Genomic DNA, 15,157 nt, shown 5'->3' on the forward strand with positions numbered 1-15,157 from the left:
CACCGAAGCGATCCGCCCGCGCGTGCCGGTGGGACCGCGCTACTGGGCCTCGGGCTCGCCGGCCTCCGTGGCCGCGCGGGCGAGGCGTCCCGGAACCTGGGTGCCGCGCTCGTGGACGTGAGGCGCCGAGGTGCGGTCGATGTGGAGGCTGAGCAGTTCCGGACGGCTGTAGTGGCCGCGCGAGTCCATCAGGCGCTTGCGCAGGTCGATCTGTGCGAGGTCCAGGTCGGCGACGACCTCGCCCTCGCCGGACGTGAGCGGCTCGCCGACGATGCGGCCCTGCGGGTCGACGATGGCGGTGAAGAAGCCACCGGAGATCGCGGCGACGGGCCCACCGGTGTCCGCGGCGATCTGCTCCTGCTGGTCGGCGTCGAGCCAGGCGGTGGCATTGACCACGAAGCACGCCGACTCCAGTGCGTGCTGGCGGATGTTGACCTCGATCTGGTCGGCGAACAGCTGGCCGCCGAAGGATCCGGGATACATCGCGGCGTGGATCTGCTCGCCGTCGGCGATCAGGGCGTATCGCGCCAGCGGCAGGTAGTGCTCCCAGCACGCGAGCTGCCCGATGCGGCCGACGGCGCTGTCCACCGCCTGCAGGCCCGAGCCGTCGCCCCGGCCCCAGACCATCTGTTCGTGATAGGTCGGCGTGATCTTGCGGCGACGCTGGATCAGCGTGCCGTCCGCGTCGAACAGCAGCTGCGTGTTGTACAGGGTGCTGCCATCGCGCTCGTTGACGCCGATCGAGACGACCATCCGTGCTGCCCGGGCGGCTTCGGCGATCGCATCGGTGTCGGCGGACGGTACGGTCACCGCCTCCTCCATCAGACGCAGATGCTCTGTGGCCGCCATGTAGGGCGGCTGCACGAAGGAGAAGTAGGGGTAATAGGGGACGACGGTCTCGGGGAAGACCGCGAACTGGACACCCTGCTCGCCCAGATCGTGGATCTTCCGCACGACTTTCGCGATGGTGCCGGCGCGGCTGTAGAGCACGGGGCTGATCTGTACTGCAGCGGCTCGAACGACGGTCATGAGTGGATGCCTTCCGGTCGGGGGTGTGGTGTGTGGTGCATGGGGCGCGCGGCGGCGCTGTTGTCGGCTTCTGCGGACGGGGCGTACGTGGGAGGGCCGCAGCGAGGCGGTACGAGGCGTGGGCCGGCCGCGGAGTACGGGCGAAGCCTCCGCGGCGTGGAGTCGCAGTCGGAGCGCGCCGGTCGCCGGACCGATGGGCCCTGCAGACGGACGAGCCGGGACCCCTGGGGGCCCGCGGTCGAGTCGCGGGCCCCCAGGGATGGGCGTCGTCAGCGGCCGGGGAACCGCTGGGTGATCTCCTGGAGGACCCAGCCGTTGCCGTCGGGGTCGCTGAAGGTGGCGTAGGAGCCGTAGCTGGCCCGCTCGGGGTGCGGCCCTGCGAGCCGCTCCTGGCCCGGGCTGTCGTGGACGACTTCTCCGCCGTCGTGTCCGTGGAAGAAGATGCCCTTGTCGTCGTGGAACACCTCGCTCACCGCTATGCCCCGGCCGACGAGCTCGGCGCGGGCCTCCTCGATGTCCGTGACGATGAGGTAGAGGCCCTGGGCCGAACCCGGCGCGGCGGTGGTGAGGCCCTTGCCGAAGAGGATCGAGGCCTCGGACCCGGGCGGCGTCAGGTGGACGGCCCGGAAGTCCTCGGTGACGTCCTTGGCGAGGTCGAGCCTGAAACCCGCCTTCTCGTAGAAGGCCCTGGCGCGGTCGACGTCCGAGACGGGCAGGACGAAGAGCTCGAGTTTCATGTTCATTTCGTTGATTGCCTTCATTGCTCGCGTCCCGCGTGTCGTGCGGGACCTGTGGGGGGAGAGGTCTGCGGATACGGGCCGACGGTCCGTGCGCATCGAATCACGGACGGTGAGACTCCTCGGGGTGTCGGCGGGGTGCACCCGCGGGTGTCGCCGAAAGAGCTTGAGTCGATCCGCGAACCCTCACTGGCTAGATAGGAGCATATGCTCCTAATGGCCAGGGTGCAAGGCCCTCCGTTTCCTGTCGCCGCAGGTGAGCGGCGTGCGTCATGGAATTATGACACGTTACGAGTAGGTGCTCCTATTGTGTGATCGAGCTCTCGGATCAGCCGCTGCGGGGCGGTCTCGGCTCGGTCGACGCGACGTGGATGCTCGGTGGCAGGCAGTTCGGTGCGCCTATTGCTGCGACGGCGGCATGCCCGGCCGACGTGCTGTGGCGCCGGTGCGTCGCGGTCCTGGCGATGAGGCCGCGGCCGGAAGGCGGTCGTGCTCCGCGTGGAGGTGCGTCGGCGTCGACGCCGCGAACTCGGTACCGTCGACCGTCTTCAGATCTGCCGACCCATGGCAGTTCGCAACCGGCGTGGTTCGGCTCCGTGACGCAGGGGTGTCCGCGACGTGGTCGGCCGGGTCGATGCATGACCAACGGCCGAGCGCTGCATACGATTCGCAGGTGGGGGTGGGGAGTTGGGGCACGCACTGCATTGTCCATGGCCCGGGGAACGCCTGACACGTCCCCGATACCGAACCTCGGCCCGCTGGTGGATCGCGGAACGCTCCCTCCGCGCCCTCGAAACGCCTCCCTGACAGGTCCGATGCCGATGCCGAAGGCGCGGCCGTGCGGTGGCCGCCGACACCGGCGAGCACGGGCGCCGCCCGCGAGTCGGCCGGCTGCGCCGTGCTGGAACGCGTGGACGGCCTCGTCAGGGAACAGGACCCCACTGCGGCTCACTCGGCCGTGCCCTCAGGTGTGTCAGGCCGCCCCTGACACTTCGATCTCAGCGCGGCTTGGCTTCCTGGTTCACGCCGCATCCCGATGCGTCAGACCGGCAGACACTTCACCACTGCCTCTCCGTGCTCGGCGGTCTGTGCGTAGAACGCCGTCAGCTCCTGGTGGGCCACCTCGAAGGCGTTCCGTGTCTCGGGCTCGGCGCTCACCCCGCCGTAGCGCGGCAGCAGTTCGTCGCGGGCGCTGCCCCACAGTGCGTCGAAGTCGGACACCGTCAGATATCTGGCCACCCGGTCTGCCTGGGCGGCCGTCAGCACCAGGAACGGCTGCTTGCGCCGACCGGGGTGGAACACGGGACGGCCGCCGAGCACCACTTGGGCCCCGGGCCCGTCCTTCGCGGGATGCGGGGGAGCAGCCGTGTACAGGAGCTCCTGGTCCAGGTAGCGCTGGTCCAGGACCTCCTCACGGCGCCGGCCGACGCGGTGCAGGACTGCCTCCCAGTCGTCATTGAACAGTCGCTCCAGCCAGCTCACGCTGTTGCGCAGTGCCGGAGGCGGCACCGCTCGCAGATGGAAGTAGGTACTCATCGCACAAGGAGCGCATGGGAGCCCGGAAGCGTCACTCCGTCCCTGCCCGGCCCCTTCCGGGACAGCCGACCGCGGTGGGCACGAGGCGGCATCATGCGCCGGTCATCGGCGTCTCGTACCGTCGCCGACGGATCGGCCGTGGTCGATGCGTTGCGCATGGGTGAGGCGGCCGGACCTCGACCCGAGGGAGGGTGAGGTCCGGCCGCCTCCGGCTCCCTCCTCGCCCGGCTCTCGGGGGGAGTCAAGAGCGGTGAGGAGAGAGGCCTGGGCAGTGGTATGTCGCCGGGGCGGTGTCCGCCCCGGCAGCCTGGTGCGGCCCCGGCACCCTCACAGCGCACGGTCGGCGCGAAACGTCACCCGGCCGAGGCGGAGCCGCTCGAAGACTCGATACGCGAACCGTTGGAGCACCCGGTACGTGGTGACACTTCCGTGGCGACGTGCGCTGGTCACCGTGAGGCCGCCGTCGCGCTCGTAGCGCGTCGGACGGCCAGGATCCGCCAGGAACCCGGTACGAACGAGGACAGTCTTGGGCCAGGCACGACAACCCCGCCGCGCAGAGGCGCAGGACGGGGAATTGGGCGCGGCGGTGGCGCGGGCTCAGGACGGGGACGAGACGGCGTTCGCGGTCGCCTACCGGATCGTGCAACCAGGGCTGCTCGGCTATCTGCGCGGATTCGTCGGCGACGACGCGGAGGACGTGGCGTCCGACGCCTGGCTGGAGATCGCGCGCGACCTGGGACGGTTCACGGGCGACGGGGCAGGCTTCCGCGGCTGGACTGCGACCATCGCCCGGCACCGAGCCCTGGACCATCTGCGCCGGCTCAAGGTGCGGCCCCGGTCCGGGATGATCGAGGCGAATGTGCTGGACCTGCCCAGCCCGCACTCCACTCATGACCAGGCCTTGGAGTCGCTGTCCACCGCGCGCGCCCTGGAGTTGGTCCGCGAACTGCCGCAGGACCAGGCCGAGGCCGTACTGCTGCGTGTCGTCGTCGGCCTGGACGGTCCCGCGGCCGCGCGCGTACTGGGCAAACGTCCCGGCGCGGTGCGCACGGCCGCGTACCGGGGCCTGAAACGCCTCGCTCAACGGCTCGGACTCGAAGGCGCCGCAGATGAAGGTGTGACGGATGTGGCTTCCCAGACGCTGGGGGAGTCGAAATGAACGAATGCGACTACGGCAGTCGTACACACAGTCGAACAGGCTCGGAGAGTCGGACGGACCGACCGGGCAGAACAGATCGGACAGGACGGAAGCGGACATGGGTGAACGACTGGCGGGCGAAGGCCGTCGATGGGTGCACCCTGGCGGCTCCCTGACCGGACCCGGGGGCGAAGGGTTCGGTCCCGGGCTGGAGACGGCGCTGGCCACGGCCTTGCGTGGTGGCGTGGACCAGGAAGCGGAGCAGCGGGCTGTGACCGCGTTCCGAGCCGCCCGGGACGCGGGTGCCCTTACGGCGCGTACGCGGCGCCGGGACGACTGGGGCGTCGGCAAGGAGCCGCGTGCCGGACGCCCCGTCAGGACGACGCTCGCCGTGCTGTTCGCCGGCCTCAGCCTGGGAGGGGTGGCGGTCACGGCCGTCGGCTCGGTCGGCTCACCGTCGCACGGGACCGGTGACAACCAGGCGAGCAAGCCCCCCACGGGGGCATCCTCCGTGCCGGACAAGAACTCCGGTACCTCCGGACAGGCGGACAGGCCGGACACCGCGCAGGACACCGAGGCCCACTGTCGCGCCTACCAGCAGGTCGTCGGCCGTGGCCATGCGTTGAACTCGACGGCCTGGCAGCGACTCGTCACGGCCGCGGGCGGCGCGGACAAGGTCGCCGCATACTGCGCCGAGCAGTTGGCTCGTGCGCAGGCGTCGAAGGCACCGGGCACAGCGGGCAAGACCAGCGAGGGCGCGACAAGCCCTGGAAAGGGCACCGCGGGCAACACCGGGAACTCCGCCGACGACCCCGCCGGTGCCGGGAAGAACAGCGGAAGCGGCAAGGCGAACGACGGCACGGGCAGCAGTACGCACAAATAGCTCCTGTGCTCCTCGGCCGCCACTGGTCGGTGACCTGGTGTGGGCCGAGCCCGCGCGACACTGCTTCTCAGGTGTTTCGGACGCTACCGAACGAAAAGTGTGGGGTTGCGGTACGGCGCTGCCGCGGCACCCCAACCGGGGCCAGGCTCACCGACGGGCCGATTCAGTCGTGAGCGAGCCACTCGCTGAGTCTGATCCTCACCTGGTGGTTGTGATCGGCGTGCCAGACGACCACGCCACTGATCCGGGCTCCCAGCGCTGGAAGGCTCGCACCGGGCGGCATGGAACCGATGTCTGCCAATCCGAGCGCATGGGGCACGTCGTCGATGCGAAGGAAGACTCCGAAGGGCCGACGGTCGACGACCTGACCAGTGATGCGGGTGCCTACGGGCAGTGCGGACACGGTCGCCGGCCACGATCGGCGGATCTGCTCAGGGGTCGGCTCATCGGGCCGGGCTCGGTCGGCCATGAGGCGATTCTGTCAGGGGATCGACGCATGGCGGAAGAGCTCAGGCTCGGAAGATCGCTCATGCGGGTGGGGCCGGCCCGGCGGCACGGTGAGCGTTCCGGGAACACTCACCGCCGTTCCCCGGCGGTCGGGCACGCACACGTACGGTGTCCCCGTCCACGAACGAGGGCAGTTGACCGGGCCGGCTCGCGGTCGATCCTGAACCGCTCAGCCGCGGTGCGCGGATCGAGAACGGCCCGCTGTCGCGTTTGTTCAATAGCCGTCACCGTCGTCCGGTCTACTGTGCCGGACGACGACCGGGGAAAGGGACGACGTGGAGACGAGATCTGTGATGGCCCGAGCCTCCGAAGCGGCGGTGGACATCGTCCGCGGGATCGGGCCCGACGCGTTCGACGGGCACACTCCGTGTCCGGAGCTGAAGGTCGGTGCCCTCCTGAATCACCTGATCTACTTCACCGGAGTGCGGGGCCACGCCGCGGCGCTGAAGCAGTCGCCGCAGGCACCGAACGACGTGGCGGAGGGGCATGACTTCACCGTGGAGCCGAACTGGGCCGAGGCGTATGCCGCCAGGTCGGCGGAGACCGCCGCCGTCTGGAGCGCACCGGAGGCGTGGGCCGGCGAGACGGCGCTGACCGGGAGCGGGCGGATGCCGGCCCGCTTCGTCGGTGGGATCGTGCTGGGAGAGTGGCTGCTGCACGGCTGGGACCTGGCGGTGGCCACCGGGCAGAAGCTGAACGTGGACGACGAACTCGCGGCGGCGCTGTACGAGGACATCGCGGGCAAGGCCGAGATGGCAAGAGAGTACGGGGTGTTCGGCCCTGAGGTCAGCGTGCCGCCGACCGCACCGCTCTTCGACCGCGCTCTGGGACTGGCGGGCCGTGACCCGTCATGGAAGCGCCGCTGAAAGGGCGCAAGCAGCCCCGTGTGGACCTGCGGGTCGCAACCGCCGAGGTCAGAACGCCTGAACCATCCCGGGCGGTTCCCCCAGCCCGTCGGCAGCATCGGTTCGTCGATGTGATCATTGGGTCACTTGACGCCTGACACCTGATGCCTGATGCCTGACGTCATGAGGTCATGAGGTCATGAGGTCATGAGGTCGAGTGCACCGTGAGAGGGGGAGCGGCCATGGGGACGTATCGGCAGACCGTCGTCGACCTGGACGCCTCGGCGCCGGAGGCGGTTGCGTGGGGTGGCCGAGGCAGGGACTGGTTGGAGTCGGAGGGCTTCATCCGCCCGGTGCCGTGGCGGGACGGCGTGGTGCATCTGGCGGGGCCGCGCTGGCGGCAGGCCGTCGACCTGGTCTCCTGGGACTGGCGTGCCCGGATCAAGGAGTTGGAGGAGGAGCCCGGCGACGAAGTGCGGGTCGTCACGGGGCGCACGGTCTTCTTCGCCGGCCAGGGGGATCCCTCCTCCGCGATCTGCCCGCACTGCCGCAGCGTCGCCGCTGACTGGCCCGGCGCGGCCATCGACACCTGGTACACCACGGGAGCCGCCGACCTCGACTGCCCGGCCTGCGCCCGGCGCACGCCGCTTCCCGACTGGGAGTGGACCGGCGACTGCTTCGCCTTCGCCCACCTGGGCTTCGAGTTCGACGACTGGCCGCCCCTGCACCCGCAGTTCACAGCCGCGTTCGCACAGGCGCTGGGCCATCGCGTCCGAGTGGTCACCGGGAAGATCTGAGATGCCATGGGGCGGCTGTCGGCGCCCGGCCGGCCCCTCGTCTGTCACTCGCCCGTAGAAGTCTCGACATCGGCACGGCGAACAAGTCCCCTACACGGTAAGAAGAGCGGTGTCCTGAATTCTCTGCAGGAACCACGACATCGGCCATTCCGATGCCATCGTCCAGGAATGACAGGGACAACGCTGGCTCCGCTCATCGGGGTTGTGCTGGGCGGGCTCGTGTCGTGGTTGGCTCAATACTCGTTGGGACGGGCATCCGAGCGGGCCGAGGCACGGCGAAGCGTTCGTGAGTGCGCCGAAGCCCGCCGGAGCGAACGCCTGACCCACCTCGTCGAGTTCCTGTCGACGGTGCAGGAAGCGGAACGGGTCGCCGTCGACCACTATCAGCACCACCTGGGCGACGAGCAGTGGCAGACACGGGCACGGCAGACCGTGGACCGGATGTGGGTGGCCCAGAAGACGATCCACATGCTCTGCGCGCCCGAGGTCAATGAGGCGGCACGTCGACTCGCCTTCGCCGTTCAGAACGTGATCCGAGAGGGCCCCGATGATCCGGGGCAGCCGCAGGACGAAAAGGTCTGGGCATGTATCAGTCCGAGTCGGCGGACGTTCCTCGATGTCGTGCGCGACCACCTGCGTTGAGAGCGGTCCGTCTGCGCACAGGACCACGATGAGGCTGTGTGTGGCGGTGGGCGTGCGCGGTATTCCCCTGTTCGGCTGATCGCGTTTCCTGGCCCGGCCGCGACCGTACTCGCAGAGCTGCTGCCTTACCGGCAGGGCCGGACGTACCGTCGTGTGGCCGTTGCGAACGCTCGCGGCGCTCCTGTGCAAGTACAGGATGAGGCCGCCACCCGGCGGGCTCGGACAGGAGATTCCATGGATCCGGACGAGGATCTGCTGGTTCGCGCCGTCCGCGAGCCGGCAGCATTCGAACCCCTGGTCGATCGGCATTCCGCTGCCCTGCACGGCTACCTCGTGCGCCGCGCGCCGACGGCCGCGGACGACCTGCTCTCCGAGGTGTGGCTCCAGGCCTACGCCACCCGCCACACCTACGACATCGCGCGCGGCCCCGCCAGAGGCTGGCTGTTCGGCGTCGCCAGGAACGTACTGGCCCGTCACTGGCAGGCCGTGTCCCGCGCGGCAGGCGGCCCCCTGCCGCCGTACGAGACCTCGGTGGGGGACCCGTGGCAGGCGGTCGACCAGCGCCTGGACGCCGCCGCGGTGGGGACGGAACTGCGCGGCGCGCTCGCCGGACTTCCCGACCAGGAGCGCGAGTTGCTCCTGCTCGTGGCCTGGGAGCAGCTGACGCCGACCGAGGCCGCCGCCGTCGTCGGCATACCCGCGGGCACCGCCCGTTCGCGTCTGCACCGGGCCCGCGCCCGACTGCGTGACGGACTCTCCGACACCACCCTCACGAACCTGACGGGGGATTTCGCATGACGCACAAGGACCAGCACACCGACCTACTCGACTTCCCGGGCGCCACGGCTCTCAAGGACGCCGGCCGGGTCGACGCCCCAGACCCCACGGTGCTGGCGACGGCCCACGCACTCGTCCGCAAGGCGATCGCGGAGGAATCCGAGACCGCCGTACCCGCCACCGCCACGTCCACCACCCTGGTGATGCACCGCTTCGGCAGGCGTCGCCTCCTCGCCGGTGCCGCCGCGGTTGCCGCCGTCGCGGTGGGCGCGGCCGTCCTCCCGGTGGTCGGCATCGGCGGCGAGCCGCCGGCAGCCGGTGCATCGGCTGCCGAACTGTTCAACACTCTGGCCGACCGGGCCGCTTCGGGGAGCGCGAGCAACGCGCCCTACTGGAAGACCACAGTGAAGAGCGCTGTGCAGGGCGACAAGGCCCACACCGACGACACCTATCTGAGCCGCACCGAACTCGTCATCAAGACCCAGAACGGTCGCACCGTCACCAAGAAGGCTCCCCCGGGGGGCACCACCTGGCGTGTCGGCAACCGTCAGGTCGGCTGGGACAGTCTGGACAAGCTTCCCACCCGGCCGGACGCACTGCGCCGCGTGCTGTCCGCCGGCGCCGAGGGGTCGGCCGCCGCGGAGCAGACCGTCCGGCAGTCGGGCGAACTTCTGACCGGCTCTCCCGCCTCACCACGACTGCGTGCCGCGCTCTTCCGCGTACTGGCGGGCACCCCCGGCGCGGTGGTGACCGAACATGTGAAGGACGGAGCCGGCCGGACCGGCACCGAGATCTCCTGGAAGTGGTCCAAGAACTTTCCGCACAGCGCCCACAGTCCGAACTGGATCGTGAGGCCGTCCGACGCGCAGCTCCTCGAGCTGAACTACGTGGAGGAAGGCGACGCGGGCCACATCGTGCAGCGGGACACCTACCTGTATGCCGGGCCGGCCGACACCGTTCGCTGAGCCGCCCACCACGGGAGCCGCCGGGCAGGCCGCCGGCGGCTCCCGCTCCGCCCGTCGCACGGCCACGGCGTTCACACACTGCCGGTGCCGTGAGGCGGTGCGGATGGCGGCACGCGCGAACGAGAGCGGATTCGGGAACACGCCGGTGGATGACCCTGCGTGACGAGTGGGTGACCGCTTCGTAGCATGAGCCGATGATCATGTCCGGCGGTCAAGGGTCTCAGCGGCGGTGCGAGCGGGAGAAGGCGGTGCGCCGTCACCGCCTGTTCGCCCTCTGTCTGGTCGGGACCGGAGTGGCGGTCGTCGCGGCCTGCGTGTTCCGCGGCGGCTCCGAGGGTGCTGCGTCCGTAGGTTCCGAGGGCGCTGCCTCCGTCGGCTCCAAGGCCTCAGCCTCCGTCAGCTCCGCCCCGACCGCTCTGCGGGCGACCGGGACCACGCGCTCCGGTGCACCGGCGGCACCGCGCCCGACAGGCAACGTGCGGGTCACCGCCGTGGGGGACATCGTGATGGGCACGCTGCCGGACGACCTGCCGCCGGACGACGGCGCCTCGTTCTTCGACTCCGTCGACGACCTGCTCGCCGGCGATGTCGTGCTCGGAAACCTGGAGAGCACACTCACCACGGGCGGCACCAGCAAATGCGACGACATCGGTGGCTCGAACTGTTTCGCCTTCCACGCCCCGCCGTCCTACGCCCGGTGGATCAAGAAGGCCGGGTTCACGGTCATGAACACGGCGAACAACCACATCGACGACTTCGGGGCGGAGGGGCGGCGCCAGACGTTCGCCGCCCTGCGCTCCGTGAACCTGCCGTACACCGGGCGCCTGGGCCAGATCACCATCCAGCGGGTACACGGAATCCGGGTCGCGCTGGTCGGGTTCGCTCCCGACCGCGGGGCGAGCGACCTCACGGACATCCCCGCCGCGAAGCGGCTCACCGCCCGGGCCGCGACGATGGCGGACATCGTGGTCGTCATGATGCACGCCGGCGCGGAGGGCTCGGACCGCACCCATGTGGAGCCCGGCACCGAGTACTTCCTCGGCGAGGACCGCGGCGACAGCTACCGCTTCAGCCGTGCGGTGATCGACGCCGGCGCCGACCTCGTCGTGGGCAGCGGCCCGCACGTGATGCGGGGAATGGAGTTCTACAAGAACCGGCTGATCGCCTACAGCCTCGGCAATTTCTCCGGCTACAAGGTGCTCGGCCTCGGCGGCAACCTCTCCACCAGCGGCGTGCTCCAAGTCAGCCTCCGCGCCGACGGCACCTACGAGTCCGGGCGCCTGCGCCCGACCCGGATCGTCGAGCCCGGCACACCTGAGCCGGGAGGCGAGGCCATCGACCTCGTCTCCAGCGTGTCGGAGGAGGACTTCGGCCCGAACGCCGCCCACATCTCGGAGGACGGGACCATCCGGCACCCGTAGTCGGGCGTCGTGGACGGTGGCTTGTCGCAGCGAGCGGCCTAACCTTCCGGATCCCAGGCGTAGAGCAGGTCGAACTGGGCTCGGTCGCCGTGGAGTTGCAGGGAGTCGATCGGGATGCGGTCGTACAGGACGAGGACGAGCTCACTGGCCGTGCCCCGCAGGGAGGCGACGGCCGCGTCCGGACCCTCGTCGGCAGTGGTGCCGGGCGTGGGCAGAGAGGTGGTCCGTGCACCGTCGACGGAGAGCGAGAGACGCCAGGAGCGGCCCTCGGTGGCGTGGAAATCTATCGCAGCGGGCTTGTGCGGCCAGGGGGCCGACCATGCGCAGGAGGTGGCCAGGAACTCATGGACACCGTCGAGCGCCGCCTCGCCCGGCAGCGGCTGCGGGGCACCGCGAGTGATCTGGGCGTCGTAGGCGTGAACTGCGGCCTCCTGGACCTGATGCCGGGCCACGGCACCGGAGGTCTGCGGCGACTCCGACGGACCCCACCACGTCCAGCACCCACGATCCGGGCCGGCCTCGCGCAGCGCGTCCAGCAACTGCCGTGTCGAGGCGGCCGACCAGGCCAGCAGAGCCTCGCGTTCCGAAGGCGCGGCCGCGGCGACCTCCGACTCGGACCCGGCCGGGGGAGCGGCAGCCGGACCGGCGATGACTATCGTGGCCCACCGGCGCTGCACCCCACCGAGGTGTCGCACCAGATCCAGCAGCGACCACTCGGGGCAGGTCGGCACCCGCACATCGAGGCTGGGTGCGGCGGCGACCGCGGCGCGGAACGCGATCGACCGTTCGTCGATCAGCCGCAGCAGAACAGGGAGTTCAAGATGCTTTTCCACGTCGGAGGTCTATCACCGACGTCCGCCGACCGGCATGGGATTTTTGCGGCCGGGGCCGGGGCCGGGGCCGCGGCTGAGCTCGGGGCCGGAGCCGCGGCGGCGGGTGGCCGCGCGGCCTCGGCGGCAGGAGTCCTCTACGGGGCGCCGTGCGTGCCGGTGCTGAGGACCTTCGACTGAGCGGACACGAGACCTGTGGGGACCTTCGGGAGTGTGTGATCCCGGTCCTCAATGGCCTTGAAGACCGCCACTGTGGTGCCCGAGCGGATGACGACGAATGCCGCGGGCACTTCGAGGGGGGTCTCCTCCTCAGGGGTTTCCATGAGATGGGTGAGCCGGAAGGCCACTGCGTCGTCACCCTGGGGTGGATCATCGGTGGCCCGCACGTCGTTGGAGGCGACCCTCATCGGTCCGACAGTGAAGGCATTGCAGGTCTTCAGCGCCGCGCGGAGGTCGTCGACCACGCGCACGGCATCCTGTGCGCGATAGGACGCCATGGAGAGCGTGGCCATGCCGTCCTTGTTCCCCGCGATGCGCACCACGCTGCCGACCGGCGTGTAACGGCTGCCGCCGTCGACGGCATCGCTGACCGGCGCGCAGGTCGCCGGGTGTGTGTCGCTGTCGCGGAGGGCCTTGATGACGCCGTCGCCGACACCGTCCGTCCCCACGCCTATCTTGCTGCTGGAGAGCCCCGGGAGATCGCGCTCATCCACGACGGCCCGTTCCAGTTGGTCCTGCGTCAGGACTCTTGGCGCCGCCTTCTTCTGGGCAGTGCCGCTCGCCTCACTGGTTGCCCTGCCCGGTACTTGGGACGCGGCGGAGCTCTTGTGCTCCGCGCTGCCGCACCCGGTCGGCCCGAGGGCCAGGGCCAGAGCCGCTGCACCAGTTGCACATCTTCGATATACGGCGTTCTTCACCGCCCACCCCTGGATCATCACATTGCGCGGAGGGCAGCGTACGGCCTGACCTGGTGATCCCGTCCCTGGGCGCCGTCAGGACTCGCCGCAGACGTCACGTAGACGCTGAAGGTGTGCCCCGTGCTCATCGATCCACTCAGGTGCCGGCTCAAGTCCCAGTCCCACCGTCAACCTGTCGGGATCATGGACCGAGATGGAGAGCCAGCCGCTTTCGTGTGGGTGAAAGTACAGCTCCAGGCCCCGGGTTCCTTGCGGCCAGCCGGCGTCTTCACCCGCGCCGAGGCGTCTCAGCGCTTCCTCCCACGCTTCGAGGTGATCAAGCCAGATGTTGGTCTCCAAGCGGGCGTTCATGAAATCCGTGGTGATCAGGCATTCGGCTCGAACGCGGGCGCTTCGGGGCTCGTGGGGCTCGACCGCGCGCAGGACGAGGGAGACGCCTTGTCCGTCGGACAGATGTATCAGGTCGACCGGGACCCACTCGTCCATCCCACTCCCCTTCGTCGGTCCTGCGTCCGGAGTTTCCGTGCACGATACGGGCAGGGTCCGACAGCGACGACGTGGGCCCGGGGGTGTTCCGCCAGGCCGGCGGGGGTTGCACGCCTCGACGTACTCGCCGACGTGCACGGAGGGGAGATCTCGGAGCGATTCGCCGCCCATCTCGTCGACGTACTGACCTCCTTGTCCGACGTCTATGCCGCGGCGGCCGCATGGGGAGACGCGGTGGTCAACGCGATCTACTCCTGAAGGACCTTTGGGACCCAACCACGGAGGGCAGGTGACCAGTTGAGCCTCAGACAACTGGAGGAGGCGCTGCCGGCGCTGCTCCAGTTGTCTTCTTCTGGCATGCGAACGGAACGAACCCGCAGTCCTGGACGGTTCTCGTCAGCGGTCACAACGACGACTGGTGCGCATTCGACGGAACCTTGACGGAGTACCTGGCCGGTCTGGTCACGGGGGCCGTACCACCGGATGGCCTGCCGCCGGATTTTCCGGGTCCGACACCCGCCGTCGAAGCCGACTGACGGAGTGGCCGAGGCGTCAGCGCAATCGGCCCCGTGCCGTGACCCAAGTCCGCCGGGGTGGCAGGGAACCCCGCCGTGCACCACGACGGGCACGGCGGCCGGACCCCCGGGACATCGGTGGGGCGTGTTCATACCTCTATGCGGAGCCATGTATTGCCTGCGCGGAGCCAGAGGGAACCGTCGCGGCCCTGGCCGCAGTGCTTGACGACTCGACCCGGCACTCGCAGCCGACGGCGGCTGGTCACTGCCCAGGTGGTGCCGTCGAGTTCGGCACGCACGAGCTCGACCGACCGCTTGTTGTGATCTCGGCGGGTGAGTACGGCCCTGTTGCCGCGGACCGCGAATCCGTCCGGGCCGGGGACGGGGCTCGGGCAGCTCACAACGTCGCCCGTGGACGGAGTGATCCGGGTCAGGAAGGTGCCGCCTTCGCTGCTGCCGGAGTACCAGACGAGCCACACCTGTTCGCCCTCGGACGCGGCGGTGCAGCCTTCCAGCGGGTGGTCGGGCAGCCGACCCTCGGGAGCCCAGGAGGCCCGGCCCTGGGTGTTCCACCCCGCGAGGCCGGCTCCTGACTCGGGGTGGCCGCCGTAGATCCCCTCGTCGCCGTAGGCCGTCCAGATGCCACCGGTGACGTCGGTGACCAGGGCGGGAATGTCGTCACCGACGCAGAACTCGGCCTCAGGCGTACCTGACGGGGAGAACACCACAGCGTTGGGCGCCCAGTGGTCCTCCGTCCTGTTCCGGAACGTACGGCTGCCCACGAGGAGGAATCGGGCATCCGGGAGCAGGGCCAGGTGGCCGGGCCGGATCCGGATGTCCTTCACCAGGATGCGCCGCTCCTCCTGTCCTGTGACAGTGACCAACTCACCCGGGAACGGGACCTGCGGCTTCCACCTGATCCACCCCTTGACGCGACGCGTGTGATCGAGATGTCGCCGGTGGACCAGCAGGACCGTGAGCTCCCCGGCGGGCCCGACACTCCACCACAGGGCTCGTAGCCCCCGGAGGGCGTCAGCAGTGCGAAGCCGCCACACCTCGTGGATCGCGGCATCGGAACCAGCAGTCTTGGGACGGAGATTCATCGGCAGTCGCCTCTGGGACTCCGGGAGCC

Annotated in this window: 17 protein-coding genes; 9 read left to right on the plus strand and 8 right to left on the minus strand. The window is 69.9% G+C overall.

Features of this window, described 5'->3' with window-relative positions; translation table 11 throughout:
* Positions 1–39: 39 nt before the first annotated feature.
* From ACSYGO_RS43395 to ACSYGO_RS43405, 3 genes are all read right to left on the minus strand, one after another.
* Positions 40–1,029 carry a nitrilase-related carbon-nitrogen hydrolase gene (locus tag ACSYGO_RS43395; RefSeq protein WP_426675120.1) on the minus strand — a complete coding sequence of 330 codons (990 nt, stop codon included), beginning with the start codon at positions 1,027–1,029 and terminating at the stop codon, positions 40–42.
* A gap of 269 nt (positions 1,030–1,298) precedes the next feature.
* Complete coding sequence (locus ACSYGO_RS43400; RefSeq protein ID WP_426675119.1) at positions 1,299–1,772, minus strand: VOC family protein; 474 nt, start codon at positions 1,770–1,772, stop codon at positions 1,299–1,301.
* Positions 1,773–2,807: 1,035 nt separating this feature from the next.
* Positions 2,808–3,302, minus strand: a complete 495-nt coding sequence (locus ACSYGO_RS43405) for a DUF1877 family protein (RefSeq protein WP_426675118.1) — start codon at positions 3,300–3,302, stop codon at positions 2,808–2,810.
* Between the two features lie 526 nt (positions 3,303–3,828).
* Here ACSYGO_RS43405 and ACSYGO_RS43410 point away from each other — a divergent pair.
* On the plus strand, positions 3,829–4,461 hold the full coding sequence (locus ACSYGO_RS43410; protein WP_426675117.1) for an RNA polymerase sigma factor: 633 nt from the start codon (positions 3,829–3,831) through the stop codon (positions 4,459–4,461).
* A gap of 97 nt (positions 4,462–4,558) precedes the next feature.
* A complete protein-coding gene (locus ACSYGO_RS43415; RefSeq protein ID WP_460390097.1) occupies positions 4,559–5,323 on the plus strand; it encodes a hypothetical protein in 765 nt (254 codons plus the stop codon).
* 163 nt (positions 5,324–5,486) lie between these two features.
* Here ACSYGO_RS43415 and ACSYGO_RS43420 read toward each other — a convergent pair whose 3' ends face one another.
* On the minus strand, positions 5,487–5,792 hold the full coding sequence (locus tag ACSYGO_RS43420; protein ID WP_426675115.1) for a hypothetical protein: 306 nt from the start codon (positions 5,790–5,792) through the stop codon (positions 5,487–5,489).
* A gap of 313 nt (positions 5,793–6,105) precedes the next feature.
* Here ACSYGO_RS43420 and ACSYGO_RS43425 point away from each other — a divergent pair, with 313 nt between their 5' ends.
* From ACSYGO_RS43425 to ACSYGO_RS43450, 6 genes are all read left to right on the plus strand, one after another.
* On the plus strand, positions 6,106–6,696 hold the full coding sequence (locus ACSYGO_RS43425; RefSeq protein WP_460390098.1) for a TIGR03086 family metal-binding protein: 591 nt from the start codon (positions 6,106–6,108) through the stop codon (positions 6,694–6,696).
* 221 nt (positions 6,697–6,917) lie between these two features.
* Positions 6,918–7,472 (plus strand): hypothetical protein, encoded by a 555-nt coding sequence (locus ACSYGO_RS43430; protein WP_426675113.1) that lies wholly within the window; start codon positions 6,918–6,920, stop codon positions 7,470–7,472.
* 168 nt (positions 7,473–7,640) lie between these two features.
* Positions 7,641–8,114, plus strand: a complete 474-nt coding sequence (locus ACSYGO_RS43435; RefSeq protein WP_426675112.1) for a hypothetical protein — start codon at positions 7,641–7,643, stop codon at positions 8,112–8,114.
* 234 nt (positions 8,115–8,348) lie between these two features.
* A complete protein-coding gene (locus tag ACSYGO_RS43440) occupies positions 8,349–8,912 on the plus strand; it encodes an RNA polymerase sigma factor (RefSeq protein ID WP_460390099.1) in 564 nt (187 codons plus the stop codon).
* On the plus strand, positions 8,909–9,856 hold the full coding sequence (locus tag ACSYGO_RS43445; RefSeq protein WP_460390100.1) for a CU044_5270 family protein: 948 nt from the start codon (positions 8,909–8,911) through the stop codon (positions 9,854–9,856). The genes ACSYGO_RS43440 and ACSYGO_RS43445 overlap by 4 nt, the downstream gene beginning before the upstream one ends.
* A 248-nt stretch (positions 9,857–10,104) precedes the next feature.
* Positions 10,105–11,277, plus strand: coding sequence for a CapA family protein (locus ACSYGO_RS43450; protein ID WP_460390101.1), 1,173 nt, complete (start codon positions 10,105–10,107; stop codon positions 11,275–11,277).
* 38 nt (positions 11,278–11,315) lie between these two features.
* On the opposite strand, the gene ACSYGO_RS43455 is transcribed toward ACSYGO_RS43450, so the two are convergent.
* From ACSYGO_RS43455 to ACSYGO_RS43465, 3 genes are all read right to left on the minus strand, one after another.
* Entirely contained in the window at positions 11,316–12,110 is a 795-nt protein-coding gene (locus ACSYGO_RS43455) for a maleylpyruvate isomerase family mycothiol-dependent enzyme (protein ID WP_426675108.1), read from the minus strand.
* A 134-nt stretch (positions 12,111–12,244) separates the two neighbouring features.
* Positions 12,245–12,820 (minus strand): hypothetical protein, encoded by a 576-nt coding sequence (locus ACSYGO_RS43460; protein WP_460390102.1) that lies wholly within the window; start codon positions 12,818–12,820, stop codon positions 12,245–12,247.
* A gap of 279 nt (positions 12,821–13,099) precedes the next feature.
* Positions 13,100–13,510 carry a DUF5959 family protein gene (locus ACSYGO_RS43465; protein ID WP_432172823.1) on the minus strand — a complete coding sequence of 137 codons (411 nt, stop codon included), beginning with the start codon at positions 13,508–13,510 and terminating at the stop codon, positions 13,100–13,102.
* Positions 13,511–13,642: 132 nt separating this feature from the next.
* Here ACSYGO_RS43465 and ACSYGO_RS43470 point away from each other — a divergent pair, with 132 nt between their 5' ends.
* Complete coding sequence (locus ACSYGO_RS43470) at positions 13,643–13,768, plus strand: hypothetical protein (RefSeq protein WP_460390103.1); 126 nt, start codon at positions 13,643–13,645, stop codon at positions 13,766–13,768.
* 406 nt (positions 13,769–14,174) lie between these two features.
* Here ACSYGO_RS43470 and ACSYGO_RS43475 read toward each other — a convergent pair whose 3' ends face one another.
* The gene (locus ACSYGO_RS43475) at positions 14,175–14,909 is read right to left on the minus strand and encodes a hypothetical protein (protein WP_460390104.1); all 735 of its coding nucleotides are present in this window, start codon (positions 14,907–14,909) and stop codon (positions 14,175–14,177) included.
* Between the last annotated feature and the right edge of the window lie 248 nt (positions 14,910–15,157).

The sequence above is a fragment of the Streptomyces krungchingensis genome (genome assembly GCF_054729265.1).